The sequence below is a fragment of the Antarcticibacterium flavum genome (assembly GCF_006159205.1).
GTDB lineage: Bacteria > Bacteroidota > Bacteroidia > Flavobacteriales > Flavobacteriaceae > Gillisia > Gillisia flava.
Genome location: NZ_CP040812.1, coordinates 2,502,320 through 2,528,552, shown reverse-complemented (window position 1 = coordinate 2,528,552; position 26,233 = coordinate 2,502,320). Strand labels below are relative to the sequence as shown.

27 protein-coding genes are annotated in these 26,233 nt (G+C 40.0%); 5 read left to right on the top strand and 22 right to left on the bottom strand.

All coding sequences use genetic code 11. The features are described from left to right. Positions 1-3 precede the first annotated feature (3 nt). From FHG64_RS10780 to greA, 3 genes are all read right to left on the bottom strand, one after another. Positions 4-636: an HAD family hydrolase gene (locus tag FHG64_RS10780; RefSeq protein ID WP_139066412.1), complete on the bottom strand. Its 633-nt coding sequence runs from the start codon at positions 634-636 to the stop codon at positions 4-6. Between the two features lie 31 nt (positions 637-667). Then, positions 668-1,063, bottom strand: coding sequence for an HIT family protein (locus tag FHG64_RS10775; protein WP_139066411.1), 396 nt, complete (start codon positions 1,061-1,063; stop codon positions 668-670). Positions 1,064-1,154: 91 nt separating this feature from the next. Then, on the bottom strand, positions 1,155-1,631 hold the full coding sequence (gene greA, locus FHG64_RS10770; RefSeq protein WP_139066410.1) for a transcription elongation factor GreA: 477 nt from the start codon (positions 1,629-1,631) through the stop codon (positions 1,155-1,157). Positions 1,632-1,880: 249 nt separating this feature from the next. Between greA and FHG64_RS10765 the strand changes: the two genes are divergently transcribed. After that, entirely contained in the window at positions 1,881-2,330 is a 450-nt protein-coding gene (locus FHG64_RS10765; protein WP_246054073.1) for a Rieske (2Fe-2S) protein, read from the top strand. Between the two features lie 32 nt (positions 2,331-2,362). Here the strand turns inward: FHG64_RS10765 and FHG64_RS10760 are convergent, their stop codons facing one another. Further along, positions 2,363-4,546, bottom strand: a complete 2,184-nt coding sequence (locus tag FHG64_RS10760) for a TonB-dependent receptor (RefSeq protein ID WP_139066409.1) — start codon at positions 4,544-4,546, stop codon at positions 2,363-2,365. A 367-nt stretch (positions 4,547-4,913) separates the two neighbouring features. On the opposite strand from FHG64_RS10760, the gene FHG64_RS10755 reads away from it, so the two are divergent. Then, positions 4,914-7,328: a hybrid sensor histidine kinase/response regulator gene (locus FHG64_RS10755; RefSeq protein WP_139066408.1), complete on the top strand. Its 2,415-nt coding sequence runs from the start codon at positions 4,914-4,916 to the stop codon at positions 7,326-7,328. Here FHG64_RS10755 and FHG64_RS10750 read toward each other — a convergent pair. The 10 genes from FHG64_RS10750 to FHG64_RS10705 all read right to left on the bottom strand — a co-directional run bounded on the left by FHG64_RS10750 (position 7,318) and on the right by FHG64_RS10705 (position 15,960). Further along, on the bottom strand, positions 7,318-8,694 hold the full coding sequence (locus FHG64_RS10750; protein WP_139066407.1) for a sigma-54-dependent transcriptional regulator: 1,377 nt from the start codon (positions 8,692-8,694) through the stop codon (positions 7,318-7,320). The genes FHG64_RS10755 and FHG64_RS10750 overlap by 11 nt on opposite strands. A gap of 268 nt (positions 8,695-8,962) precedes the next feature. Next, positions 8,963-10,420: an IS1182 family transposase gene (locus FHG64_RS10745; RefSeq protein ID WP_139065236.1), complete on the bottom strand. Its 1,458-nt coding sequence runs from the start codon at positions 10,418-10,420 to the stop codon at positions 8,963-8,965. 157 nt (positions 10,421-10,577) lie between these two features. Continuing rightward, positions 10,578-10,928: a hypothetical protein gene (locus FHG64_RS10740; RefSeq protein ID WP_139066406.1), complete on the bottom strand. Its 351-nt coding sequence runs from the start codon at positions 10,926-10,928 to the stop codon at positions 10,578-10,580. 248 nt (positions 10,929-11,176) lie between these two features. Then, positions 11,177-11,581 (bottom strand): alternative ribosome rescue aminoacyl-tRNA hydrolase ArfB, encoded by a 405-nt coding sequence (gene arfB, locus FHG64_RS10735; protein ID WP_139066405.1) that lies wholly within the window; start codon positions 11,579-11,581, stop codon positions 11,177-11,179. Next, positions 11,581-13,134 (bottom strand): DUF4301 family protein, encoded by a 1,554-nt coding sequence (locus tag FHG64_RS10730; protein WP_139066404.1) that lies wholly within the window; start codon positions 13,132-13,134, stop codon positions 11,581-11,583. Before FHG64_RS10730 ends, arfB begins: the two co-directional genes overlap by 1 nt. Further along, positions 13,131-13,700 carry an AAA family ATPase gene (locus FHG64_RS10725; RefSeq protein ID WP_139066403.1) on the bottom strand — a complete coding sequence of 190 codons (570 nt, stop codon included), beginning with the start codon at positions 13,698-13,700 and terminating at the stop codon, positions 13,131-13,133. Before FHG64_RS10725 ends, FHG64_RS10730 begins: the two co-directional genes overlap by 4 nt. Further along, entirely contained in the window at positions 13,661-14,293 is a 633-nt protein-coding gene (gene pnuC, locus FHG64_RS10720) for a nicotinamide riboside transporter PnuC (RefSeq protein WP_139066402.1), read from the bottom strand. The genes FHG64_RS10725 and pnuC overlap by 40 nt, the downstream gene beginning before the upstream one ends. Next, positions 14,277-14,537, bottom strand: coding sequence for a thiamine-binding protein (locus FHG64_RS10715; protein ID WP_139066401.1), 261 nt, complete (start codon positions 14,535-14,537; stop codon positions 14,277-14,279). Before FHG64_RS10715 ends, pnuC begins: the two co-directional genes overlap by 17 nt. 62 nt (positions 14,538-14,599) lie before the next feature. Further along, complete coding sequence (locus FHG64_RS10710) at positions 14,600-15,307, bottom strand: phosphoglycerol geranylgeranyltransferase (RefSeq protein WP_139066400.1); 708 nt, start codon at positions 15,305-15,307, stop codon at positions 14,600-14,602. Next, positions 15,307-15,960, bottom strand: coding sequence for a 4'-phosphopantetheinyl transferase family protein (locus FHG64_RS10705; protein ID WP_139066399.1), 654 nt, complete (start codon positions 15,958-15,960; stop codon positions 15,307-15,309). The genes FHG64_RS10710 and FHG64_RS10705 overlap by 1 nt, the downstream gene beginning before the upstream one ends. A gap of 61 nt (positions 15,961-16,021) precedes the next feature. Here FHG64_RS10705 and ahcY point away from each other — a divergent pair, with 61 nt between their 5' ends. After that, positions 16,022-17,338: an adenosylhomocysteinase gene (gene ahcY, locus FHG64_RS10700; protein WP_139066398.1), complete on the top strand. Its 1,317-nt coding sequence runs from the start codon at positions 16,022-16,024 to the stop codon at positions 17,336-17,338. A 76-nt stretch (positions 17,339-17,414) separates the two neighbouring features. On the opposite strand, the gene FHG64_RS10695 is transcribed toward ahcY, so the two are convergent. From FHG64_RS10695 to FHG64_RS10675, 5 genes are all read right to left on the bottom strand, one after another. Continuing rightward, positions 17,415-17,732, bottom strand: a complete 318-nt coding sequence (locus FHG64_RS10695) for a DUF2007 domain-containing protein (protein ID WP_139066397.1) — start codon at positions 17,730-17,732, stop codon at positions 17,415-17,417. Between the two features lie 70 nt (positions 17,733-17,802). Then, on the bottom strand, positions 17,803-18,150 hold the full coding sequence (locus FHG64_RS10690; protein ID WP_139066396.1) for a putative signal transducing protein: 348 nt from the start codon (positions 18,148-18,150) through the stop codon (positions 17,803-17,805). A gap of 78 nt (positions 18,151-18,228) precedes the next feature. Then, a complete protein-coding gene (gene rpmA / locus FHG64_RS10685; RefSeq protein ID WP_139066395.1) occupies positions 18,229-18,489 on the bottom strand; it encodes a 50S ribosomal protein L27 in 261 nt (86 codons plus the stop codon). 26 nt (positions 18,490-18,515) lie between these two features. After that, positions 18,516-18,998 (bottom strand): 50S ribosomal protein L21, encoded by a 483-nt coding sequence (gene rplU / locus FHG64_RS10680; protein ID WP_139066394.1) that lies wholly within the window; start codon positions 18,996-18,998, stop codon positions 18,516-18,518. Between the two features lie 107 nt (positions 18,999-19,105). Next, the gene (locus FHG64_RS10675; RefSeq protein ID WP_139066393.1) at positions 19,106-19,570 is read right to left on the bottom strand and encodes a DUF4199 family protein; all 465 of its coding nucleotides are present in this window, start codon (positions 19,568-19,570) and stop codon (positions 19,106-19,108) included. 170 nt (positions 19,571-19,740) lie between these two features. Here FHG64_RS10675 and FHG64_RS10670 point away from each other — a divergent pair, with 170 nt between their 5' ends. Together FHG64_RS10670 and FHG64_RS10665 are read left to right on the top strand one after the other, a co-directional pair. Continuing rightward, positions 19,741-21,063, top strand: coding sequence for a M16 family metallopeptidase (locus FHG64_RS10670; protein ID WP_139066392.1), 1,323 nt, complete (start codon positions 19,741-19,743; stop codon positions 21,061-21,063). Between the two features lie 19 nt (positions 21,064-21,082). Beyond that, complete coding sequence (locus FHG64_RS10665; RefSeq protein WP_139066391.1) at positions 21,083-23,146, top strand: M16 family metallopeptidase; 2,064 nt, start codon at positions 21,083-21,085, stop codon at positions 23,144-23,146. A gap of 208 nt (positions 23,147-23,354) precedes the next feature. Here the strand turns inward: FHG64_RS10665 and FHG64_RS10660 are convergent, their stop codons facing one another. The 3 genes from FHG64_RS10660 to FHG64_RS10650 are packed head-to-tail and all read right to left on the bottom strand — an operon-like array spanning position 23,355 to position 26,231. Beyond that, positions 23,355-24,269 carry a DMT family transporter gene (locus FHG64_RS10660; protein WP_139066390.1) on the bottom strand — a complete coding sequence of 305 codons (915 nt, stop codon included), beginning with the start codon at positions 24,267-24,269 and terminating at the stop codon, positions 23,355-23,357. A gap of 43 nt (positions 24,270-24,312) precedes the next feature. Further along, on the bottom strand, positions 24,313-24,876 hold the full coding sequence (gene gldD, locus FHG64_RS10655) for a gliding motility lipoprotein GldD (protein ID WP_139066389.1): 564 nt from the start codon (positions 24,874-24,876) through the stop codon (positions 24,313-24,315). A gap of 29 nt (positions 24,877-24,905) precedes the next feature. Then, positions 24,906-26,231, bottom strand: a complete 1,326-nt coding sequence (locus FHG64_RS10650) for a gliding motility-associated protein GldE (RefSeq protein ID WP_139066388.1) — start codon at positions 26,229-26,231, stop codon at positions 24,906-24,908. Positions 26,232-26,233: the final 2 nt, after the last annotated feature.

Here is a 26,233-nt window from a genome sequence, read left to right as displayed (position 1 = left end):
CCGCTAATCCTTTGGAATATAAGGAATAATCTTACCGTTTTTTATCAAAAATGCCTTTTCTGCACGATCAAGTATCTCCTCCTTGCTATCTGAGTATGCCTCAATGATCCTGTAGGGTTTTCCTTTGAGAAACAGCTCCAGGCGCCTTATTTTCTCCTCATCTTTACAGGCTTTCCCCAATACTTTGTAGGTCTCTCCTGTATAGGAGACCTGGGTACCGGCGAAACCGTCAATTTTATAAATCCCAAAAAGAGGTTTTACGTATAGTTCAAAACCACCCGTGGCACAAAAAAGAGGCACACCCTTCTTTCTAAATTCATCAAACCTTTCCAATAATGCCCGGTTAAACTGCTGCGGAAATTCTCTTTCCCAAAATTCCTGCGCATATTGTTTAACCTCTGGCGGCGGGATATCATCGAGATAATTGAAGAAATTTTCCTTGAATTCGGTTTGCTTGATTTGATGTAATTTGAGCTGAAGATAATAATAGCTCATTTCCCATAGATACTTTAATCGACTGGGATTTTTACTCACCAGGAATTTATAAAATTCTTCTTTTGAGCTTCTATTGTAAAAGGTTCCGTTAAGGTCGAAGACAACGACTTCTACCGGCTGCTCACCTGTATCTTTTATCATTATAAGCCGCTGTTATTAATTTTTTAGAAGATCAAATTTGAATGTTAGCTTTGATCTTTTTTGTAAGCGCTTCGAATTCCTCGTCAGTCATATTCTTTTTCCTTGAAAAATCCATATCTCCCATTGAATTAAGAGGAATTAAATGCACATGTACATGAGGAACTTCCAAACCAACCACAGCCATACCTACTCTTTTACAGCTTACACTCTTTTCAAGGCCAATTGCGACCTTTCTCGAAAATTCCATAAGTCCGCCATAAGTATCTTTATCAAGCTCAAAGATTTTATTGACTTCCTCTTTAGGAATACAAAGAATGTGTCCCTTTGCATTGGGATTAATATCCAAAAAGGCCAGGAATTCCTCTGTCTCTGCAACCTTATATGCGGGTAACTCCCCGGTGATGATCTTTGAAAATATGGAAGTCATAAAATTATTTTTTGAGTTTACTTCATTCAATAAAAAATCCTTTTCGAAAAGGACAGTTCCAATTGTGAAAAGGATTCCATAAAAAGGAAAATTATTCCCTCCAGATCTTAAGGATCTCAAATTTCAGGTTGCCGTTGGGCACAGAGATCTCTGCTACATCTCCCTCCTTCTTTCCAAGCAATCCTTTCCCAATAGGGGAATCTACAGAGATTTTCCCGGTCTTAAGATCGGCTTCGCTTTGGGCTACTAGTTTATAATTTACCTCCATCTTATTGGCAAGGTTCTTTATTTTGACGTGAGAATGCACCAGAACTTTGGAGGTATCCAGCTGGGACTCATCAATAAGCCTCGCATTGGCAACTATTTCTTCCATTTTGGAGATCCTCATTTCCAATAGGCCCTGGGCCTCTTTGGCCGCATCATATTCGGCATTTTCGCTCAAATCACCTTTATCTCTGGCTTCTGCTATTGCTTCTGAAGCTTTGGGTCTTTCTACATCACGTAATTGATTAAGTTCATCTTTCAGTTTTTTGAGACCTTCAGCTGTATAATAAGATACTTTGCTCATAATTTTATCGTTTAAGATTAGAGTCCCGGGATTTTTATATCCTTTTCTCTAACACTGTCTTTAATTTTATTTGATTTTATTAAGACCAATACCTGTAAGTTAAAGGAATGGTGAGATCTTAAAAAGATCGTTTATGTATAAAAAACTATTTTTGTAGCTGTCAATAAATACAAAAAATCCCACGTATGACGGGATTTATCCTAACAAATATAATAAATATAAAGATTGAAAACAATTAAATTCGTCCCCTTGAAATTATCCCAAAAAGCCCTGTGGCCGTTAATTTTTAGCCTGGCTTTTCTATTATTAACCGGTTGCTCGCAAGATGATAATATAAGGTACAATAATCCTTATCTTCCTAATGAGAGCTTTCGACTAAATCTTAACCTAAGCCTCCCTGAATATAATAACCTTAATTTCCCGGGAAACAGCTTCACTACTTACAATTTTGGCATCAACGGCGTTGTAGTCTACAATATCAATAACAACCAGTATACGGCTTTTGAATTAAGCGACCCAAACCATCCCCTTCAAGATTGTTCAAGATTAACAGTTGAAGGGATAATTGCCAAATGCTCCTGCGGGGACGGTAATTCCTATAATATACTTACAGGGGAGCTTAGTGCCGGCACAGGACAATATCCATTAAAACCCTACAGGGTTCGCAAAAACGGCAATGTTTTAGAGATATTTAATTAAACCGGCTGCTAAAAGCAGCCGGTAATTAAATATTAGAATTTAAGGGTGGCCCCTACAAGGAAGTTGATTTCTGCCTGCGGATAAAAGCCCGCTCCTTCTATTGTTGTAATTGATCCCGGATTTGACCAGTCATCATCATAAGTGAAAAAATATCCATTGGATACATACTTCACGTCAAAAATATTATTTACAAGCCCCGAGAACACAATAGACCTAAACACCGGCACATTTGTAAGCTCATAATTGATATTGAGATCATTGATAAAGAAACTATCCAGCAGGGAAGCCTCACTGTCTATATTCCCCATATATTGCTCACCTACGTATTTAGAGAGTAATCCTACCTGAAAATTTCGGGAAGGTTGATACACCAGCATATTTGAAGCTACAACTTCCGGAGAAAAGGATATATTGGTTTTCCCGAGATTTCTTAATTCTCCATCAATGGAAGCAACAAAATCCCTGTTCTTATTGGAGCTAAAAGCTACGTTTGGCTGCAACCTCCAATTAGGGTGCAGTTGGATAACTGCATCAATTTCCAAACCTATACGATAACTGCTGCCACTCGTTGTTCTCAATGGGGCACCAACATCATTCAACTCACCAGAGAGCACAAGCTGATTCTCGTAATCCATGTAGAATACATTGGTGTTAAGCTGAAATCCAGGGGAATTATAGCGATAACCAAATTCATAATCATCCAGTTTCTCTGCCGTGGTAATTCCTTCTTCAAAATCATTCCTTGTAGGCTCACGGTGGGCACGCCCGTAATAAGCGAATAATTGATGTTGCGAATTAAAATTATAACTCACACCAGCCTTGGGATTGAAAAACTCATAAGTAGCTCCCACATCAATTGGAACAACATCTGAGGTTATACCCCCGGTATGATAGTCAATAAATCTTCCCTGAAGATCTCCAAATACCTGCCACTGGTCATTGATCCTGTAGGTAGCTTTGGAGAATATGGTATATTCATTCTTTGAAGCATCGCTAAAGTAATACCTGTCATTTATTTCAGAATCTGAGGCGTACCTGGTCCATATCACTTCTCCAAAGTGGTCACCGGCATAATGGCTGTAGAAAGCGCCCGAGGTTAATTCAAACCCGTTATTCCTGTAGGTGACATTGGCATTGAGCACATAATAATCATTCTCCAGCCATCTCCTTCGAATAAGATCTGTCCTGTCAATTGTTTCACCTCCTATTTCAATTGGAGTAAAGCTATAGGTCGAAAACCTTTGGTTTTCCCTGTATTGTTCAAAAAAACCTCTTCCATAGGTATAGTTAAGAGCGAGATTACTGGACCACCTGTTATTAAATCGCTGGTTCCAGTGGAACTGAAAATGGTCCTGCTTATAATCATCTACTTCATTCTCATGGAATCGTATATTACCATCTGCATCTGTATACATTCCGGCAGAATTGAACGTCCTGTTGGTCTCCAGGGTTTCACGATCAATCCCATTCCAGGCCTGGTAGGTTACTTCGTGTCCTCCAAAGGTAATAGCCTTAATTAAAGTGTTATCATCAACATAGGAAGCCTGCAGGAAATAGGATTTAAGATCTGAAGAAGCCCTGTCAATATATCCATTTGATGCTATTGCTGAAAGTCTTCCGGCGATTTCCACCCTGTTATTAAGCAACCCGGTGCTGAATTTCACATTGTGCCTGCGGGTATTAAAGGAGCCAAAAGAATTTGTAATCTCCCCGTATGCTTCAGGAGAAACAGCATCTGTAAGCAAATTAAGGCTGGCACCAAATGCACCCGACCCATTGGTAGATGTCCCCACCCCACGTTGTAACTGAAGGTTTTGTACAGATGAGGTGAAATCTGGCAAATTGACAAAGAACGAGCCCTGGCTCTCCTGGTCATTAAAGGGAATTCCATTTAGGGTAATATTAACCCGGGAGGCATCGCTTCCACGAACCCTAAAGGAAGTATAACCAATCCCGGCACCGGCATCGGAAGTACTTACAACAGAGGGTAAGAAATTAAGCATAAAAGGAATGTCCTGGCCCAGGTTACGTTTTTCCAGTTCTTCTTCGGTCAAATTGGAATGGGTAACGGGAGAGTCGGCATTAACCCGTACAGAGCGAACCAGGACCTCATCGAGAACTTCCTGCGTTTTGGGAAGCGTATCCTGTTCTGTGGTTTGTGAATACCCGCTAACAGAAATTATAAGTAAAGCAGATAAAAGGAATAAAAGTTTCATTCGTAAAATGTAAATTATACGAATAAAAGGGGCTGTTATTCTTTGATTAGTGATTAAAAAAAGTCATTTGAATAAAAAAACCCTATCAAGACCTCTCGAGCGATCTAAACAGGGAGCGTATCCAAATGGCAAAATCCTTTGGATTTTGCTATCCCTTGGCAGCATTACCTGCCCAGGTTCTTTGGGTATGATCTCAGCTTTCCCCCGGTAAATTACCGGAAGTAGGCACCCCTTTGAGATGTGGCGCAAATGTAATAAGGATTTTTGAATTCCCTAAGCTTTTATGGTTTAAAAAGAATTGGCGTAATTTTAGCAAGAATTTTCAAAAAGTATCGTTTAGAATAAATATTTCGGCGGCTTAAAATTTATGGAACACTCCAGGAGATCATTAACTTTCAAGGTCATAATTGGTTATCTGCTCGTAGCCATTCTTGCCGGTGCTGCAGTATGGTATACTTATAACCAGGTGGTGACATTTACCAAGGTAACCCAATCAACCAGCTTAAGCAACCAGCAGCTGGTCCTGGTGAGCGAAATAGCAACAGAGCTTTATGAGACTGAAAGTATGGGCCGCAAGTTCATCCAATCTGGCGACACCACAGATCTTCAAATCTATAACACGCAAATCGAGGATATCCAAAGCAGTATCAATTCCCTGCGAAGAACCTATAAGGATTCCTCCCTGGCATTAGAGCTGGATAGTATCACCTCGCTCCTTTCCCGAAAAAGTGAGAACCTTGAAGAGTTGCTGGAACTGCGAACCCGGGACCGCAACACAAATTATTACAGGGAGGTTATAAGGGAACTTCAAAAGGTGGACGAAACCTTTAACCTTCCAAATTATGACAGGCGTTTTGCCAATATGGAGCCCCACCAGCGAAGGGTACTTATAAAATTGCTGGAATTCTCCCAGGAAGAGCAGCAAATCTCAACCGTAAGTGCAGATTCCCTAATCCAGTCTGTGAGACAGGTTTTAAGTGAACTGGAACAGGAAAACCAAAAATTCAGGGAGGTCATCAATAAAAAGGAGAATGATCTTCTTGTTAACGATATGGTTCTCAATGAACAGCTGCGCAATCTCTTAAGGACGATAGAACAGGAAGAACGAGAGATCTCTGTAGCCAGGGTTGAGGATTCCCAGGAGCTGCTTAATGATATAGTAATGACTATTATCGTTGTTGGGATTGCCTGTATCATAATTATTCTCTTATTCCTTTTTCTTATCGCGAGTGATATAAGCCGCAGCCAGCGATACAGGATGCAACTGGAGGAGGCAAAATCCTTTACCGAAGCTTTAATGCATCGCCGGGAACAATTCATCGCCACGATAACCCACGACCTCAGGTCCCCACTCAATACGGTGATGGGATATACCGAATTAATGGACAGGACAGACCTTTCCTCAAAACAGGAGCATTACCTGGGGCACCTAAAGAAATCAACTTCCTATATTCTTCACCTTGTAAATGATCTTTTGGACCTCTCCAAACTGGAGGCAGGAAAGATGCTGGTGGAGAACCTGCCCTTCAATCCAAAGAATTTACTGGAAGACACCTTTTATAATACAATTCCAGAGACCGATAATAAAAACCTGAAACTCACAGTAGAGGCAGGACCCGAAACAGATTGCCAGGTTTTAAGCGACCCTTTTAGAATAAAACAGATCCTTTCCAACCTTATAGCCAATGCCTATAAGTTTACAGATTCCGGAGAGATCAAAGCCAGTATTTCACTTGAAAAGAAGATCGAAGACAGCTGTGTCTTGATTTTTATCATAAAAGATACAGGGATAGGCATCTCCCGGGAGAAGCAAAAGGAGATCTTTGAAGAGTTTTCCCAGGAACACGGGGAGATCGAAAAAAAATATGGGGGCACCGGCCTTGGACTGGCAATTACCAAAAGACTGGCAAAACTCCTGCAGGGGGTGGTAGAGTTAAAAAGTGAGCGAGGTAAGGGAAGTGAATTCATTGTAAAGATCCCGGTAAAAAAAGTAAAAACCGTGACCTACGATGTCCCTGCACCACAATTACCAGAGGTAGACCTTACCGGAAAAAAAGTACTGGTAGTAGATGATGAGTCTTCACAATTGGCATTAAGCAAGGAGTTAATAAAATCTCTTGGCTTAAAATGCGAAACCGCACCCAATGGGAAAGAAGCTCTTAAAAAACTTAAAAATGACAGGTACCACCTTGTACTTACAGATATTCAAATGCCGGTAATGGATGGTTTCCAATTGGTAGAAGCAATCAAAGCTAATTCCAGGATCTCGCATATACCGGTTGTAGCTATCTCCGGAAGGACTAACGTTCCTGCTGAAAAATATGAAGAAGCGGGATTTGCTGGAAATTTGCTGAAACCCTATAAACCTACAGATCTTCTCTATAAAATTGGAGAGATCCTGAAGATCGAACTCGAGAGAAAAGCAGGAAAAACAGCAGAGGCCAATCCTTCAATAACAGATTATTCGCTCGAAGAGATCTCAATGTTTGCAGGTGATGACCGGGTTGCCTTAGATACAATCCTGGTTGCGTTTATTGATAGCACAAGGCTTAACCTTAAGGATATAAAAGCAGCGGCAAAAATAGATAATTGGGAAAAAATCGCTCAAATTGCCCATAGAATGCTTCCTATGTTCAAGCAATTAAAAGCGAGAGATATTATTCCTAAACTGGAACTGCTGGAAGAAAGAAAGACTAATGCGTTCCAGAATGGGGAACTGCAATATCTAATCAAAGAAATAGACCAGTTTCTTCTCCTGCTTGAGCAGGAGGTTAAAGCTTAATATTGTATTGCTTTAATTTATTATACAGGGTCTTCCTGTCTATGGATAATAGCCTGGCGGCCTTACTTTTATTCCCATTGGCTTTTTCCAGGGCATCCAGAATAAGAGATTCCTCATTCTTATTTTTAAACAGGCCGTAATTTTCTTCTGTTTGAGGAGTATGTGCTATCTCGTGCGGCAATACCTTTAAGGGAATAATGGATTCCTGGGTTAACAACACAGCCCTTTTCACCATATTCTTAAGTTCTCTAAGGTTCCCGGGCCAGCCATAATTTTGAAAGGCTTCAATGGCCTCATCGCTGAAGCCCACCACATCCTTTTCAAGTTCCTCATTGGCCTCATCAAGGAAGTGTTCAGCAAAAAGCATAAGATCTTCCCTTCGTTCTCTTAATGCAGGAACTTCTATGGAAAACTCATTAAGCCGATGATAAAGATCTTCTCTAAAATTTCCTTCCTTTACTGCCTGGCTTAGGTCTTCGTTTGTAGCGGTAACTACTCTAATATCTACCTTTATCTCATTATTACTGCCCACAGGTTTTATTTTTCTTTCCTGTAGTGCTCGTAAAAGCTGTACCTGAAGGTCATATCCCAGATTTCCTATTTCATCCAGAAACAATGTACCACCATTTGCAGCTTCAAAATGCCCTGTTTTGTCCTGTATAGCTCCTGTAAAAGATCCTTTTAAATGCCCAAAGAATTCACTGGATGCGATCTCTTTTGGAATTGCACCACAATCTACTGCAATAAAAGGTGCTCCCTTTCTTTTACTTTTATCATGAATACTCTTTGCTACCTGTTCTTTCCCTGTACCACTTTCGCCAATGATTAAGACAGACATGTTCGTTGGTGCTACCAGGTCAATATAATCATTGAGTTTACGCGCCGGGTCACTTACTCCCCTAACAAACTCAGAGTCTCTTACGGGTTTAGCTGAAGATCTTTTAACCTCAGCCGGGGAAGCCTCATTATTCGGACTTACCGCTGCAGTTTTTTCCACAGTAGCAGTTCTTTTATTTAAAGCATTATTAATGGTTTGCAGGATGGCTTCAGGCTGGAAAGGTTTGGAAACATAATCAAATGCACCATTTTTCATTGCCTTGACTGCCATATTTATTTCGGCATAATTGGTCATTACGATGACCTGGGTATTGGGGTAATTTTCCTTTACCCTAAAGAGGATCTCCAGTCCATCAAGATCTGGCAGGCGAACATCTGTCAATACAATATCAAAAGATGATTCACTAAGCTTACTAAGACCTTCGGCGGCAGAGAATGCACTATCTACTTTATAATCCCTTTTTTCAAAAAATGTCTTTAACATCGTAGCAAACGCCACATCGTCTTCAATTATAAGTATTGACACCATAGATCCTTAATTGCTATAAATAACAAATTTACAAATTAAGAACCTTAGACCCGTCACATATTTAACAAAAAAAGCTGCCCCATTTAGAGAGGGCACTGAAAAACTATCTCTTTTGAGATGAACTTATTGAAGCGATCAAGCAAAAATCTATTTTTGACTCGATCGCTTTTTTATTTAGGATTTCCGGTGGCGGTTTTTTTATTGATGACCAATCCCTTAGGATGATTAATCTGAGCTCTTAAAGCTCATTTTATTTCGAATCTGAAACTTATATGGTTAATTTAAGGATTCTCTTAAGGTTTACGGTGAATATTGCCAAAGCCCCCTGCATTTGCATGCTATTAATGCCATATGCTATAGCACGATCATAACCGTGAACATTTTTTAGTTCGCTATTTTTAGCCTCGATCTTATAGCGGTGTTTAGATTTTTCTTTATAATATTCAGACTCCTGAAACACTATCTGTTCCTGGTGTAAGCTTGACTTTATAGAGACCGAATAAGTTTTAGTTTTAGCTCCCGGTTTATAACAGCCATCTCGTAATGGACAGGTCTTGCATTTCTCTACATCAAAATAATAAGTATCTACCTGGTTCTTGCCTCGTTCCTTTTTCCCTTGTCGTGCTTTTCTGATGGCCAGGTGTCCTGCCGGACACACAAACATATCAGCATCCTTGTTATAATCAAATTTATCCTCATTCTTTCTAGAGCCTTGTGCGATTGCAGGGTTCAGCTTTGCTACGATTTTAATATTCTGATCATCTTTATCCTTGAGCTTAAGGTTTTCCTTACCTGAATATGCGCTATCACCAATTACTGTATCCACCTGAATTCCATTGTTCTGGCTTATTTTTACAAGCATTGGCAACTCAGGACCATCACCTTTTTCACCCGAGGTGACAACTGCAGCCGTAATAATGCGTTCCTCTGTCATGGCCAGATGGGTCTTGTAACCAAAGAATTTACTGTCAGCTGATTTATGGCCGGTTTTGGCATCTGTATCCTTAGAAAGAATGTAGTTTTCCTGGGTATCTTCCACAGTCTCCTTTAACAGGTTCAACTTCTCTTTGACTGCAGGAATTAAACTTAATGTTTGGTCTGATTCAATACACTTCTCCAGTTCCTTGCAATAAGCAAGTTCCTTTTCCAACTCACCCGAAGCGTTCTTTTCCGGGAAGCGTTCTTTCATATTTTCATCTACAGCGTAAACCACTTTGCGAAGCAGCTTTGAACGCTCTCTCAGGACCTCAAGTGCTGAATATGGATTTGATCTGGATAGAGAATGTGTGGCATCAACAATAAGGGATTTAGATGTAATGATTCCCTTTTCAATGGATATTGAGACAGTTTTATTTATAAGCAGATTCAATAAATCGGTATCTTTTAAACGCAGCTTACGAAACTTAGTCAATGAACTGGAGTTTATGACTGCATCCTCGGGTGCCATTTCAAGGAAATATTTGAAGGACATATCATATCTGGAACGTTCAACTACATCAACATCTGAAATGGTATAGATCGTTTTTAATAGTAAATACTTGAACATCCGGATAGGACTTTCTGCGTTACGCCCATTATTTAAACAATAGTTGTTCACTAGTTCATCGTAGATGAAAGTAAAATCTATTAATTCGTTGATTTTTCTAAGAAGATTATCTTTGGGTATAATTAAAGCATATAAATCAGAATATGCACTTAATTGCATTTTTTGCTGCGGTAACAACATATGGGAGACATTAGAAATCAGTCATGAAAATACAAAAAAGGAGCGAAACCATTATGATTTCGCTCCTTTTTATTTATCCTAAAATGTAATTATTTAGAGGACTTTTTCAGTGCCCTCCATTTAGAGCAGCTTTTTTTTTAATCCTAATAGTAGGGTACTAGGATCTATCTTTATCCTTTTTATCTTTCATGTCGATCCAGTTTCCTTCTTCATCGGCATAAACTTTCTTCTCTTCTCCGCTTACATTAAGTTTGATCTTGTAAACTTTTTTGTCATCTTTCTCTTTTACCCAGGCTTCCTGAACGGTAGCTCCGTCGAAATCTCTTGTAATGGCTTCATTCACTGCAGCCGGGATCTCAGTAACATCAATTTCCTCAAAATCATCACCTACTACGGCTACTTCTGTTTGAGAATCTACGTACACATCTGTATTCGCCTCAGCTACCTGTGCTTGTGTGGTCGTAATGAATAAACCAAGAGCTGCGAAGGTTAAAACTAACTTTTTCATAATCTTTGTTTTTTATTGTTTGTAATAAGTTTCAGTTACCAGTTATAAAGGAAGAATTGTACCAAAACAATTTTAAGATTGATGAACGCGGTAAAAGCCTGTATTCAAAGGCCTTCAAGATTTGTTAATTAACTCATTAACAAAATATTATGTAGAAGATTGATAATTTAAGAGTTTTTATGTGGTAATTTTCTACATATCTCAATGAGCAAAGACTTTTATTGAGGATGTGCTGCAAAGAGAAGAATTTAAAGAGAGGGCTTTTGGCGGTTGCTTTTCTTTTCTGAAAGGGCTTTCTTCTCTCTTAAACGTTTAAGTTTTGAAGCTTTTGAAGGTTTGGTCTTCTTTCTGGGTTTGGGTTTTTTAAGCCCCTGGATTATTACCTGGCGCAGCCGGTCCAGCCCGAGTTCTCTATTTTTATGCTGGCTTCTGGAAGAACTGCTCTCAATTATTAGGATATGATCCCCGGTAAGCCTGGAATCCAGCTTTTTAATGAGAAGTGCTTTTTCGTCCTCTGTGAGAGCAGATGAATTAGGTATATCGAAATTAAGGACCACCTTGGAGGCCGTTTTATTTACATGCTGTCCACCCGGACCAGAACTTTTTACAGCTTTCCAGGACACTTCCTCCATTAAAATTTCGAAATTGGCCATTACCTCACCTGGTGTGAAGGTTTTAAAAGGTCGGCTACAGTTTTTACAGGGTTGAATGTCTCTACGGGAACCTCCACGAAGACAGTATTCCATTTCGCCATAGCTCCATTCCATAAGCCTGGCAGCTCGAGGGCTTTTAAAGGCTTACCATCCTTTGTTTTATTGGCAATAAAACTGGTAGAGGGATCTATGAATTGCTCCAGGTCGAAGATCTCCCCACGGTAATTTTTGAATCCGCATACAATATCCACAGGATTAAAGTGCGTGGCATGACGTGCAATTTTTTCCTGTTCGGGATTATTAGTATCGATTTGTGCGCCCTCGATGATCTGTAAGGATTTGGTTCCGTTTGGCATATTTACCAGGAATGGTCCTCCTCCCGGCTCACCTTCATTCTTTACCATGCCGCATACCCGTATTGGCCGGTTGAGCCTGTCAATTATTTTCTGTATCCTCTCTTCTTCTGAGAGGGTTTCAAAACCTTCAGCAAAAGCCGCAAAAAGCTCTTTATTGATAAATTCAGTTATTTCCACCAGCTCTTCAGAAGTTGTATTCCCTTCTTCCAGGCGATTAAGATACCTGAAACTTTTTTCCTGAAGTTCAAGCATTTTACCTCCCAGCATCTTTTTACATTCTGCCAGTTTATTAATCCTGGAGGAGATTACGACATTATCAATGTTTTTAATGAAAACAACATCGGCTTTTTGCTCGTTGAGATTTTCTATTAGAGCCCCGTGTCCACCAGGCCTAAAGAATAATTCCCCCTGCTGTGTACGAAAAGGATCATTGTTCTCATCTACGGCAATAGTATCGGTTTTTGGGTTTTGAAAGGAATAAGATACAATGAATCTCACTCCTGTCTTTTCCTCTACCCGGGAGCTTATCCTGTCACATTCCTCCTCGAATTTCTCTTTATCCCCGGGGGCAACAGTAAAATGTAATTTGGCAACTTTATTGGCAGCAGCATATTCCGCAGCTTCATAAAAATGTTCTTCAAATGCAGTGGCTGTATACTCACCGTAGTTATGGAAAGGCACAAGTCCTTTGGGAAGCTCACTAAGACCAAGGCCGGGAGTAGACATCATAGCCTTTACAAGATAGTATTTCTTTTCATCACCATTGAGATGCTGAAAGTTCCCAGTTAATTCTTTCGCTTTTTTAAAGGCCTCTTCATAAAAAGGCAAATTCTCTATTCCCTGAAAAAAGGACCTCAGGCTATTGTCGCCCTTTTCATCTATATAGTTATTGAGGTTGTCCTCACCCGGTTCAAATTCATCAAGAAAGAGATGAAGGGCTTTGAACATCCTGGTTGCAGCACCAGAAGCCGGCACAAATTTGAGAATATCAAGATCTTCCATCCTCTCATTATACACCTTTACGAGCTCCTTCATCTGCTCCCTGGTATATTGATTTATCCCATTCCCCACCGTTGCAGCTGCTTCTATATTTACCGGCACGTTTCCTCTCTCGAAGATCTTTAACTGCTCCTTTATCCTATCTGGATCTAACCCATTCTTTTCTATACTTCCAATATCTTCCTTTGTAAGTTTCAAATTTTTGGCTTTAAAAGTTCATTAATTGCTGAAACGGCTTTTTCAAAACGCTCGTCTTCACTACCCGTAAGGGTAATATATGGTCTTTTATAAAGCTGTAGGGTGCTTTTAAACCTTTTGAACATGCCTTCCCTGTCGTGAGGTTTGTCCCTTAAATCATCGGGAACCCAGGGTGTGTCAATATTAGTTAAAAAGTATATATCATACCAATTGTTTAACGCATGTTTAAGAAGCACAGGGTTGCAATAACCGTTATAGTAAGCTTCAGAATAAACTACAATCTCCAGTAGGTCTGTATCACAAAAAAGTATTTTGTTGGCATCCTTTGCGAGTTCGTTTTCCCGGTGCATTTGTCCTTCAGCAATAGGAAGAAGATCGCCGGGCCGGCATAACCTGTTATATTTATCCCATTTCTTTTGCAGGTAAATGCGCATATATTCCTCTACCCAGGTTGTATTAAAATGCTTTGCCAGCCTGGCTGCCAATGTAGTTTTCCCGGTAGATTCAGGTCCAAAAAGGACCGCTTTCATGCAGTTAGTGGGTTGTTGTGATAACTTTTCTTCCATGCTCTGTAACCGTAAAAGGCAATTATGGTGAATAAAAGGTATTGAAAACTGGTAAAAGTGAGGCCTTTATAGAAATAAAGTGGGATAGAGATTATATCTCCTATGATCCAGTAGATCCAGTTCTCTAGTTTTTTGCGCGCCATAAGCCACATTCCCACGAAAAAGATCCCTGTAGTAAAAGTATCCACGTAGGCAGTCCAGTCTGTCCATTTATCAAAATATTCATATACGGCATATACAAAAAGAAGGGTAGCCACAAAGATCCCGGCAGATAGGAAATGCTCTTTTTTTGACATAAAAGTAACGGGGGTAAAATGCACCGCATCTACTTTCCTGGTCCAGACATACCAGCCATAAATACTCATACTAAAATAGTAGGCGTTGATCATCATATCGCCCAGCAACCCCCACTGCCAAAGCAGATACACAAATATCGCCGTGCTTATTATTCCCGTGGGATATACAAGAATATTCTCCTGCTTTGAAAACCAAACAGAGAGGAATCCAAATAGAACTGCAATGAGTTCAAGAACTATAAAGAGTAAAGGATAATCGTAATATTGCTCAAAGAGAATATCAAAAATCGGCTGCATAGTCGCTTCTGTCAGATTTTACGATCTTCATATATAATAATCCGCGGTCAATAGCTTCAAAAGCGTCTTTAATTTCTGTATTCAGCAATTGCATTACCTCATCATAATCGCCATACACCTGGGTGCTAAGCGGGTTTTCTTTTACGGTAAGGCCGGAGTTCCTTAGTTTTTTTATGAAGTTTATTATCGCAGGTTCAAAATTATCCTGCAGGGGGGTGAGGGTAAGTTCTACTGAAATTTTCATTGTGATTTCCAATTTAAGTTTTAAAGATACAATTTTTGAAATGACACCCCTGGCAGTGCCGCCTAGAAGTTATAATTTCCATTTTCAAAGGCTGTGCCTATAACAACCAAATCTGCACCGGCATTATAGGCTTCCTCGAGTTGCTCCCGGTTTCGAATCCCCCCTCCCACAATGAGTGGAATGGATAGAGCTTTTCTAACAGCAGCTATAATTTGAGCAGAAACGGGGATCTTTGCCCCACTACCCGCTTCAAGGTAAATAAGTTTCTTACCAGAGTATTCGCCGGCAAGTGCCGTTTCCACTATATAATCTATTTCTTCCCGGGCAATAGGCTGTGTGTGGCTAACCCTTTGAACTGTACAATCTTTTCCACCATCTATAAGGATATAGCCGGTTGGGATTATTTCCAGGGAAGACTCTCGTAATCTCCTTACAGCCTTCACCTGTTGTTCAATTAGATATTCCGGGTTTCGCCCTGAAATAAGACTTAAGAACAACAACCCATCGGCCAGGGAAGTTATTTGTGTATGATCGCCGGGAAAAATTATTACCGGCAGGGAAGAGTTAAGCTTTATAGCCTCTACTGCATCCCTGGTTTCAGCAGAGCCTGCGGTACTTCCCCCCACAAAAATGTGGGTAACCCCTGGAGGTAATGCTTTAAAAAAGCTTGTAGCATCACCTATTATAAAATTTTCCGGATCTATAAGAACAGCGAGAAATTTACTTTTTTTAGCAGCGGCTTTTTTAATTTCTTTAAAGATCGTACCCATTATTTGCTCTTAGCCGGTGCATCTTCAAGTGGCATGGCGTAAACACAGGTGAACCCCTCGAACTCCAGGAATTCCATATAATATTGCGAAGTTTTTCCTTTAAAAAAGACCTTCCCGGTGGTGCTTCGGTCGTCAAAATCAAAATCGGTAATATTAATGTGCTGGAGAAATCCCAGGCCGGGCTCTGCATACATTTTATAAATTGATTCCTTTCCTCCCCAAACAATAGTGAGCTTTCTTATAAGGGCTTCTTCATTGGCAACAGTATGGTACTCTTTCAATGGAGTAAATTTATTGGCAATTTTAAGGATCTTTTCACGCTGCATTTCTATATCTATCCCTACCTTTTTATCACTTACAATAATGCCTGTAAAATTGAAGGAATGCGTGATAGAGATATTCTTACCATCCTTTAAATGCGGCTTGCCCATGTCATCATAGTACAGATCCTGGTCTACGTAACCTGCTTCTGCCAGTAAATGTCTAATACTCATAAAGCCCCGGCGGTGTATCTCACTTTTCATACCGGCTACCCGGTTCTTGCAGTTAGGTGTGAGTTCAATTCCATTACCAAGCCATTCCAGGGATTCTTCTACCTTCCAAATGAAGACATTAGTATGCTCATCAACTGTTATTCTTTTGTAAAGGGGCATAAAATTTTGTTAGATATTGTTTACTTTTGCGACTTAAATTGCACAAATCAAATATAATAATATGTCAACTAAAACGGTGCCTTATACGGCCTATAAAGTTAAAGATATTTCCCTTGCAGATTGGGGAAGAAAAGAAATAGAACTTGCTGAGGCAGAAATGCCCGGGCTCATGTCCCTTAGGGAGGAGTTTGGAAATGAACAGCCCCTTAAAGGAGCACGCATTGCAGGTTGTTTACACATGACTATCCAAACTGCAGTTTTAATTGAAACTTTGGTGGCTCTGGGTGCTGAGGTTACCTGGAGCTCCTGCAACATCTTTTCTACACAAGACCAGGCTGCCGCAGCAATAGCAGCAGCAGGTATCCCTGTGTATGCGTGGAAAGGTATGAATGAAGAGGAATTTAACTGGTGTATCGAGCAAACTTTATTCTTTGGAGAAGATCGTAAGCCGTTGAATATGATCCTTGATGATGGAGGTGACCTTACAAATATGGTTTTAAACCAGTATCCTGAACTTGCTGAAGGTATTAAAGGACTATCTGAAGAGACCACCACAGGAGTTCATCGTCTTTATGAGCGTATGAAAAAAGGAACACTTCCTATGCCTGCGATCAACGTTAATGATTCTGTTACCAAATCAAAATTTGACAACAAATATGGATGTCGTGAAAGCGCTGTAGATGCAGTAAGACGTGCTACAGACGTTATGCTTGCAGGAAAAAGAGTTGTGGTTTGTGGTTATGGCGACGTGGGTAAAGGTACCGCTGCATCTTTTAGAGGTGCCGGCTCGATAGTTACAGTTACAGAAATAGATCCTATTTGTGCCCTGCAGGCTGCAATGGATGGTTTTGAAGTTAAAAAGCTGGAGACCGTACTTCCAAAAGCAGATATCGTTATTACAACTACAGGTAATAAGGATATTGTGCGCGGCGAACATTTCGAGGCAATGAAGGACAAAACAATTGTTTGTAACATTGGCCATTTTGATAATGAGATAGATGTTGCCTGGTTAAATAATAACCACGGAAACACTAAAAATACTATTAAGCCTCAGGTAGATAAGTACACCATTGACGGGAAGGATATTATTCTTCTTGCTGAAGGTAGACTGGTAAACCTTGGATGTGCAACAGGACATCCAAGTTTTGTGATGAGTAACTCCTTCACAAACCAAACTTTGGCTCAAATTGAACTCTGGAAGAATACAGACCAATATGAGAACAAGGTTTACATGCTGCCGAAGCATCTTGACGAAAAGGTTGCAAAACTACACCTTGAAAAAATCGGCGTGGAGCTTACTGAACTCTCTGAAGAGCAGGCAGAATATATTGGAGTAACCGTTGAAGGACCTTTCAAACCGGAGTATTACAGATATTAGTCTTTAGTCTTTAGTCTTTAGTCTTTAGAAATTTAAAAAAACCTCTTTAACCCTGCGTGGTTGAGAGGTTTTATTATTAAAGATTTCCTGAAAGTTTAATTAGGATTGAGATAATTACGATTAAAAAAAGAGCCATGCTCAGGTAGATCCAGAACCTGGAGAGCATATGTGAATCTGGGGCAGGCTCAGGGGTTCCCAGGAAACCGTGGTTTTTCAAAATATTCTTCGCCCTTTCCCCGTGTTTTTCTGTAACCTGGATTCGAAAACCAACCGGAACGGCGCTATACTTTGGCTCCTTAAGCACCCTGTAATCTATATGATGCTCCTCAAAAAGTTGTTTCAGGATAATGATCTTCGTTTGTCGCGAAGTAGTATATATAGTGAAATAACTCATTGGGAAATCAAATTAAAACAATACGTAAGCGGGAAGCAGCTCAAAGGCAATAATCAAGACCAGCCTCTTCTTATTCCACATTCATGAACCACGTAATAAGCAATGCAACCAGCACCAGTACAAGGGCGGCAAGAAAAATAAGCACCCACCTGTTTACTGCAGGGCCGCTTCTTCTTTTGGTGTGATGATCCTTCTTATGGCCTAAGAAACCACTTTCCACAAGGATCTCTTTTGCTTTCTCCCTTTCGTCTTCCCTTACCTGTATCCTTATTCCTGTATTGCCGGAAGCAGCGATCCCGGCAGAAGAGGCTGTGGCTTCTCCCAACACTTTATACTCTATGCCTTCTTTATCAAAAAGGTTCTTAAGTATAGAAACTTCTGTAGTATCATGAGTGTTATAAATCGTGATGAATTCCATACAAGAGGTTTAGACTTAAATATACAAAAAAACCCTCTCTGTTAAGAAAGGGTTTTTTAAATATCTTAAAAAGAATGATTAAGCCTCAAACGGTTCGATAGAAACGTATGATTTATTGTTTTTCTTTTTAGTAAATTTTACAAGGCCGTCAACTTTGGCATGTAAAGTATGGTCTTTTCCTGCATACACATTCTCTCCTGGATTGTGAGCAGTACCTCTTTGTCTAACGATGATGTTTCCTGCTACGGCAGCCTGTCCTCCAAAGATCTTAACACCTAAGCGTTTCGATTCAGATTCTCTACCGTTCTTGGAACTACCAACTCCTTTTTTGTGAGCCATTTTATTTCGTTTTTAACTATTAACAATTAACTTAAAGCGGCAACAAGCTCTGCCTTCTTCATTGAAGAGTAACCTTCAATTCCTTTTTCTTTAGCCATTTCCCTTAATTCCACAACTGTATGGTCGTTAAGATCATTGGAAGCTTTTGTCTCTTCTTTTTTAGTTTCCTCTTTCTTAGAAGAAGATTTCTTAGAACCAGGCAAAGAAATTCCTGTAATAGAAATTTCAGTCAATGACTGGCGGTGACCATTTTTCACACGGTAACCTTTTCTTCTTTTCTTTTTAAAGACAATAACCTTGTCTCCCTTAACGTGCCTGGTGATCTTAGCGTCTACCGAAGCTCCGTCTATAGCTGGGGCGCCTAAAGTAATATCGTCACCATCACCTGTAAGAAGAACATTATCAAAAGAAATACTGTCCCCTTCTTCACCGGTCAAACGGTTAACAAACACTTTCTGGTCTTTTGCAACCTTAAATTGCTGCCCTGCTATCTCTACAATTGCGTACATAGCGTATCTATTAATTAATTATTTTAAAGAAAAACCCACCCTAAATTTTTTTAAGGCGGGTGCAAATATACTTCGAATTAATTAATTCACAAAGTCTTTATTATTTTTTAAAAGGTGTGCTCTCTACCTTCCCGGGTGTTCCAGCTATCCTTAAATTTTTGCATAAATGCCAGGGTAAGAACCACACTGGTGGCAAACCCCATCAATGCCACAGTGAACACCACCATTCCTATATTTACGTACCAGTCACTATCCCACATGGACAATAGCCTGTCAATAAAATTGGGCTCTATTTCAGTCGCATAAAAAGCAAAGAAAATCGTGAAAAAGATCGTAGCCATAAATCCTGTGGTTAAACCTGTACGAAAACCCTTTTGATATTTAAATTTACCGCCTTTTTTCTTTTTATAAGCTATGATGGCTGCATACATTCCAATTCCTACAATAACCGGATTGAATAAACTAAAAAAGGGATTTGTATGTGCACCAAAGATGGAAATAATTAAGAAATAGGCAATTAAGCCTGCTGAAATAAATAAACTGTATTTAACAGGTATAGACAAGTCTTTCATTTTTATTGCTTTTTCACTTACAAATCTCGAAAAAAAAGAGGAGCAAATGCCTTAATATGCTGTTAATATTAACATTTTGACCAAGCCCTCATCACCAATATAGGCAAATTTTTCTGTAACAAAGTATAGAAATTGGCTACTAATATTTCACATTAATAAAACCATACAAAATGATCAACAAATTTAAATTGTCAGCCTGCGCACTATTCCTGGCTATAACAGGTTTTGCGCAAGAAGTTGAATTCACCGAATACGAGCTGGATAACGGTTTAACGGTGATCCTGCACCAGGATAATACAGCTCCTGTTGTAACTACATCTGTAATGTACCACGTGGGAGCAAAGGATGAAGACCCTGAGAGAACAGGTTTTGCCCATTTCTTTGAACATCTTTTATTTGAAGAGACAAAGAACATAGAAAAAGGTTCCTGGTTCAAACTGGTTACTTCAAATGGAGGCAGCAACAATGCCAACACATCTGATGACCGAACTTATTACTATGAAAACTTTCCATCCAATAACCTGGAACTTGGATTATGGATGGAGTCTGAACGTATGCTTCATCCTATCATAGATCAAAAAGGTGTAGATACTCAAAATGAAGTTGTAAAGGAAGAGAAAAGGCTAAGGGTTGATAACGCCCCTTACGGTCAAATTCTTGCCGAGGTAAAGAAAAACCTGTATACCAAACATCCATACCGCTGGGCAACCATAGGGTCTATGGATCACCTTGATGCTGCTACCCTGGAAGAATTCCAGGCCTTCAATGAAAAATTCTATGTTCCAAACAATGCAACCCTGGTAGTTGCGGGGGATATTAATATAGAGGAAACCAAAAAAATGGTAGAGGACTATTTTGGTCCAATTCCAAAAGGAGCACCTGTGGAAAGGGTTAATGTAAAGGAAGATCCAATTACAGAACAAATCAATGCGACTTACGAGGACCCTAACATCCAGCTTCCGGCAATCGTAACTGCATACCGTACACCCTCTATGAAGGAAAGGGACGCTTATGTATTAAATATGATCTCCTCTGTATTATCTGACGGGAAATCATCCAGGTTGTATAAAAAACTGGTAGATGAGCAAAAACAGGCACTGCAAATTGGAGCTTTTAATATAAGCCAGGAGGATTACGGGCAATATATCGTTTTTGGAATTCCAATGGGAGACACCCCACTTGATACACTTATCGAAGAAACAGATGAGGAAATTAAAAAGATCCAGAATGAACTTATATCTGAAAGAGAATTTGAGAAGCTTCAGAACACTTTTGAGAACCGTTTTGTGAACTCAAACAGCAGTGTTGCCGGTATCGCAGGATCACTTGCCACTTACTCTATGCTATATGGGGACACCAATCTTATCAACAATGAGATAGACATCTACCGTTCAATCACAAGAGAAGAAATTCAGGAAGTTGCAAAGAAATATCTTAATCCAAATCAAAGACTTGTATTAAGATATATGCCGAAAAATTCAGATTCAGAGTAAATAATAATAAGAACAAAATATGAAAAACAATATAAAAGCTTTAGCAGTTTTATTCCTGGTATCCTTTGGATTGCAGGCACAAATTGACCGTAGCAAGCAACCGGAAGCAGGACCTGCTCCCGAGATCAACCTGGGAACCCCTCAAACCTTCACCCTGGATAACGGGCTTAAAGTACTTTTGGTAGAAAACCATAAATTACCAAGGGTTAATATGACCTTAACCCTGGATAACCCACCTGCACCTGAAGGCACTAAGAAAGGAGTTGCCTCTCTTACTGGTAGCCTTTTGGGTTCAGGCTCTAAAAATATTGGCAAGGATGAGTTCAATGAGGAGATAGATTACCTTGGAGCAAATGTAAACTTCTTTTCCAGCGGGGCTGCTGCCAACTCACTTTCAAAATATTTTCCGAGAATATTGGAACTGGTAGCTGAGGCTGCTTTGAATCCTCAGTTTACTCAGGAGGAATTTGACAAGGAAAAGGAAAGATCTCTTGAAAACCTGAAATCGAATGAGAAAAATGTGGCTGCAAATGCAAGCAGGCTTCGCTCTGCCCTGGCCTATGGCAAGGATCATCCATATGGTGAGATGCAAACTGAAGAAAGCACACAGTCATTAAATTTGAAAGATGTCCAGTCTTACTATGACACCTATTTTAATCCAAACAATGCTTATTTGGTAATAGTTGGTGATACTAATATGGACGAGGTAAAACCACTTATCCAAAAACATTTTGGGAGCTGGAAAAAGAAAAACATCCCTACTTTCACACTTCCTGAACCTAAAAATGTTACGGCAACACAAGTGAACTTCCTGGATATGCCAAACGCTGTTCAAAGTGAAGTAGCCGTTGTAAATACGTTGAAATTAAAGAAGGGTGATAAAGATTATTTTCCTGCAATCGTTGCCAACCAGATCCTTGGTGGCGGTGGAGAAGGAAGACTTTTTCTAAACCTGCGTGAGGATAAAGGTTATACCTATGGAGCATATTCCAGGACTGGGGACGATAAGTATGTTTCTACTTTTGTAGCCAGCGCCAGTGTAAGAAACGCGGTTACAGACAGTGCTGTGGTTGCTTTTCTTGATGAGATCTACAGGATAAGAAATGAAAAAGTTTCACAGGAGGAGCTTGAAGATGCCAAAGCCAAATACGTGGGTAACTTTGTAATGGCTCTTGAGCAACCAACTACAATCGCGAGATATGCCCTAACTGTGGAAACTGAAGGACTTTCTAAGGATTATTATCAAAACTACCTTAAGAACATCAATGCAGTTACTGCAGATGATGTACAAAGGGTAGCAAAGAAATATTTCATGGCAGATAATGCCAGGATCGTAGTTGCAGGTAAGGGAAGTGAAGTGGCAGAAAGCCTTGAAAACCTTAGCTACAATGGAAAGAACATTCCTGTAAAGTATTTTGATAAAAAGGCAAACGAGATTAGTCGTCCAGAATTCAACAAAACAGTTGACGCATCTGTAACAACCAAAACTGTTTTTGACAATTACATCAAGGCAATTGGTGGCAGGGAAGCAGTAGAGGATGTTGAAACCGTTCTTATGAAAGCTCAGGCAGAGATACAGGGACAAAAGCTGGAATTGGAACAAAAAACTACGGTGGCAGGCCAGTCGGCAATGAGTATTGCTATGGGAGGAAATGTAATTTCCAGGCAGGTATATAATGGTGAAAGCGGATTCATGGTAGCCCAGGGTCAAAAAATTGCTTATACAGAGGAGCAGCTAAATGCAGCCAAAGCAGAGGCAAATCCTTTTCCAGAGCTTACCCCGGGGGATGCAAAGGTATTGGGCATAGAGCAAGTGGAAGGCAAAGACGCCTATGCTGTAGCCCTAAGTGATGATACCACTGCATATTATGATGTGGAAACAGGCTTAAAAGTACAGTCTGTAAAAACAGTTTCCCAAATGGGACAAACTATGACAGTTCCTACAGGATTTAGCGAATATAAGGAGATAAACGGGGTTAAGTTCCCTCATAGAATTTCCCAGTCTTTTGGGCCGCAAAGTTTTGAATTCAATGTTACCTCGATTCAGGTTAATGAAGGGGTAACAGATGCCGATTTTGAATAGTTGGTTTAATTAATGTGGAACGGAGGCTGTCTTTTTAGGCAGCCTCTTTTTTTTTCAATGTTTTTTCTGAAAAATGTTACCTGTTGATTTTTTCTGAAGGTCATAAAGGCTAATTGCAGTTTTATCTTCAGCAGAAATACTTCAGATTATACTCTATTTCACGAAAGGTTGCGACTGAAGCATCACCTAAGACCTGAAGTTCAATTGATCACGAAGATTTTTCAGCAGATACTTTTTTAGAATACAAATTCTTTGGCCTGTTCACTATGAATACCCCAAGAAGGATAATAGCGGTAGACAGAAGCTGCAACCAACTGAAGATCTCCCCGTCAAGGATCCCCCAGGCCAGCCCCACCACAGGGATAGTATAGGTGACAGAGGAAGAGAAGACAGGGTCTGAGATCTGGATAAGACGGTTAAAAATTATTAGCGCAATCCCTGTTCCTATCACCCCTAAAATGGCAACGTATAGTACAGATAGTTTTACTTCTTCACTTGCCGCGATATCTACTATGGAAAAGTCGGTTAAAAACAGAACTGCCAAAGCAGGTCCAAGCAGCACCAGGAAATTACCGGCCGCTATCCCCAGGGCAGAGATATCGTTCATATACTTTTTAAGAATATTTACATTAACGGCATAACAACCGGCCGCAAGAACCACAAGGCCCGAATAGAGATAATTCTGGTCTGGGTTTACCTGTGCCCCGCTTATTATGAGGCCAAGGGTTCCTATTAAACCTATGATAACCCCGGTTATCTTATTCTGCGTGTACAACATCCCGAAGAATATAACTCCAAAGATAAGGGTCATTAAAGGTGTCGTGGCATTAAGAATAGAAGCTACAGCGCTGTCAATCTCGGTTTCAGCAAAAGCAAACAGGTACACTGGAAAGAAAGAACCCAAAAACCCGGAGATCACTATCCACTTCCACTGTTGCCTTTTAAGGCGGTAGATGCTTTTAAAACCGACTATAATTAGAAAAGCAGCTGCAAAAATTATCCTGAAGGAACCCAATTGCAAGGCTGTTAAACCAACAAGACCTTTTTTTATAAGAATAAAAGAGCTCCCCCACACCAGGGATAGAAGTATAAGATAGATCCACTTGAGGTTCTTTACGGGCATTTTCAGAAATTAATTGAGTGGTGAAACCGGCACAAAGAAAAGACTAATCCTGCCATTTGAGGGTTTCCATAAGATGTTTCATATCTTTTTTGAGATAGGCTGCAGCCGGCATAATGGAATCAAAGTTGGGCTTTTTGTTAAAGTACAGCGAGCCGGTCAAAAAATGACTAACACTATCTGTCACATAAAATTGCGCCTGTGAAGCAGCATCTCCATCTACTTCGTAGAACATTCCGTAGGTGTTGTGTCCAGGATTGGTGTAGATATCACCTTCGATAAAATCGGCTTTTATGGTGTGTTGCAGCGGCAGCCGCTGTGCGTCCATAAGCAAGGAGTCTATATTGCCATTCACGCTTTGGTAAGTGATAAAAACAGTAGCATTTAACAGCTGGTAGTCCAAATTTATCCAGCAAGGATTACTGCTCCGGGCCGGTCTTGCAATGCTTAGATCGTTCTTTTCAAAACTAAACGGACAATTGAGGCGGAAAGGCAGGTAATTGGCTTCGGGATACTCCAGGGCTAAAAATGCCTTTGGTTTGGGTACTGCCTCATCCCCACAGGAGGCTAATAAGAATAAACACAGGATATAGGGTAAAACGTTCTTCATGAAAATTTAAATGGGGCAGGCACCTTGCTTTAGGAAACCGGCTCAATACTTAGCTTTATTTGTTTGATCCTTTTATCATCAATTACCTCAACAGTAAACTTGTAGTTTAAAAAGGTAATTATCTCATTCTTTTTAGGAAAACCTCCCGATATTTCCAGTAAAAATCCTGCCAAAGTCTCAGATTCCCCCTTGTTTTCTTCAAAGGCAACAGGATCCTCGAGACGTATTATCTTATAAAAATCTTTTAAAGGGGTTTTCCCTTCAAAAACGAAATTACTGTCATCAAGTTTAGAAAAGATCAAATCCTCATCATCAAATTCATCACTTATATCCCCCACAATCTCTTCGATAATATCCTCTAAGGAAATAAGACCACTGGTGCCACCATATTCATCTACCACAATAGCAAGGTGAATTTTCTTTTCCTTGAATTCCTTTAGAAGATCATCCAGCTTTTTATTTTCAGGTATGAAATAAGGATCACGTAATAATGAGGTCCATTCAAAATTCTTTTTATCCAGGTATGGGAGCAGGTCCTTAACATAAAGGATTCCCACTACCTGGTCTATATTCTCTTTATATACAGGAATACGGGAATAACCATTCTCAATGATCTCGGGGATTATCTCTTTAAAAGATTGGTTTTGATTAAGAGCAAAAATATCCATCCTGGGCCGCATGACCTGCTTGGTATCTGTGTTCCCAAAGGACACAATCCCCTTTAGTATCTTTTGTTCCTCTTTGGTCGTGTCTTCTTCTCTGGTAAGCTCCAGAGCTTGTGAGAGCTGGTCTATGCTAATATAACTTTTCTGTTTTCCCAATCTTTCATGTATGTACAGGGTTACAGCTCTCATTGGGGTACTTAACGGTGCAAAAAGAGTGTCAAGCACGTTCATAGGATAGGCCATGAAATTGGAGAATTTCACATTGTTGCGGCTTGCATATACCTTTGGAAGGATTTCCCCGAACAGGAGAATGAGAAAAGTTATAACCCCAACCTCCACGATAAATTTAAAATCAAGTCCAAAGACCACGGTATTCATCCTGCCAAAGAACTCATCTGTAAGCAAATCAAAAAGCAGGACAATCGCAATATTAATAGTATTATTTGCTACCAGTATGGTGGCAAGCAACTTCTTTGGTTTATCCAGCAGCCTCACCACTATCTTTTGTGCATTGCTGCGTTTGCCCGACTCTGTAATGAAATTTGCAGGGGTAAGGGAAAAGAAAGCCACCTCTGCCCCGCTTATCAAAGCAGAACAAATGAGCAGGACAAGAAGCATCAACACACTTATGACCTGGGAATAATCAAAACTTAAAAAGAGGGAAATTAAACTGGGAGGATCCGGATCCAATA

Bases quoted from the DNA above. Each gene is read 5' to 3' on its own strand.
- pnuC (WP_139066402.1), bottom strand. From the start codon at position 14,293: ATGCAGCCGATTTTTGATATTCTCTTTGAGCAATATTACGATTATCCT.
- arfB (WP_139066405.1), bottom strand. From the start codon at position 11,581: ATGGCCAATTTCGAAATTTTAATGGAGGAAGTGTCCTGGAAAGCTGTA.
- greA (WP_139066410.1), bottom strand. From the start codon at position 1,631: ATGAGCAAAGTATCTTATTATACAGCTGAAGGTCTCAAAAAACTGAAA.
- FHG64_RS10755 (WP_139066408.1), top strand. From the start codon at position 4,914: ATGGAACACTCCAGGAGATCATTAACTTTCAAGGTCATAATTGGTTAT.
- FHG64_RS10660 (WP_139066390.1), bottom strand. From the start codon at position 24,269: ATGCCCGTAAAGAACCTCAAGTGGATCTATCTTATACTTCTATCCCTG.
- rpmA (WP_139066395.1), bottom strand. From the start codon at position 18,489: ATGGCTCACAAAAAAGGAGTTGGTAGTTCCAAGAACGGTAGAGAATCT.
- FHG64_RS10780 (WP_139066412.1), bottom strand. From the start codon at position 636: ATGATAAAAGATACAGGTGAGCAGCCGGTAGAAGTCGTTGTCTTCGAC.
- gldD (WP_139066389.1), bottom strand. From the start codon at position 24,876: ATGAAGAACGTTTTACCCTATATCCTGTGTTTATTCTTATTAGCCTCC.
- rplU (WP_139066394.1), bottom strand. From the start codon at position 18,998: ATGTACGCAATTGTAGAGATAGCAGGGCAGCAATTTAAGGTTGCAAAA.
- FHG64_RS10725 (WP_139066403.1), bottom strand. From the start codon at position 13,700: ATGGAAGAAAAGTTATCACAACAACCCACTAACTGCATGAAAGCGGTC.
- ahcY (WP_139066398.1), top strand. From the start codon at position 16,022: ATGTCAACTAAAACGGTGCCTTATACGGCCTATAAAGTTAAAGATATT.
- FHG64_RS10715 (WP_139066401.1), bottom strand. From the start codon at position 14,537: ATGAAAATTTCAGTAGAACTTACCCTCACCCCCCTGCAGGATAATTTT.
- FHG64_RS10695 (WP_139066397.1), bottom strand. From the start codon at position 17,732: ATGAGTTATTTCACTATATATACTACTTCGCGACAAACGAAGATCATT.
- FHG64_RS10675 (WP_139066393.1), bottom strand. From the start codon at position 19,570: ATGAAAGACTTGTCTATACCTGTTAAATACAGTTTATTTATTTCAGCA.
- FHG64_RS10740 (WP_139066406.1), bottom strand. From the start codon at position 10,928: ATGAAAAAGTTAGTTTTAACCTTCGCAGCTCTTGGTTTATTCATTACG.
- FHG64_RS10670 (WP_139066392.1), top strand. From the start codon at position 19,741: ATGATCAACAAATTTAAATTGTCAGCCTGCGCACTATTCCTGGCTATA.
- FHG64_RS10760 (WP_139066409.1), bottom strand. From the start codon at position 4,546: ATGAAACTTTTATTCCTTTTATCTGCTTTACTTATAATTTCTGTTAGC.
- FHG64_RS10705 (WP_139066399.1), bottom strand. From the start codon at position 15,960: ATGCCCCTTTACAAAAGAATAACAGTTGATGAGCATACTAATGTCTTC.
- FHG64_RS10665 (WP_139066391.1), top strand. From the start codon at position 21,083: ATGAAAAACAATATAAAAGCTTTAGCAGTTTTATTCCTGGTATCCTTT.
- FHG64_RS10690 (WP_139066396.1), bottom strand. From the start codon at position 18,150: ATGGAATTCATCACGATTTATAACACTCATGATACTACAGAAGTTTCT.
- FHG64_RS10750 (WP_139066407.1), bottom strand. From the start codon at position 8,694: ATGGTGTCAATACTTATAATTGAAGACGATGTGGCGTTTGCTACGATG.
- FHG64_RS10775 (WP_139066411.1), bottom strand. From the start codon at position 1,063: ATGACTTCCATATTTTCAAAGATCATCACCGGGGAGTTACCCGCATAT.
- FHG64_RS10710 (WP_139066400.1), bottom strand. From the start codon at position 15,307: ATGGGTACGATCTTTAAAGAAATTAAAAAAGCCGCTGCTAAAAAAAGT.
- FHG64_RS10745 (WP_139065236.1), bottom strand. From the start codon at position 10,420: ATGTTGTTACCGCAGCAAAAAATGCAATTAAGTGCATATTCTGATTTA.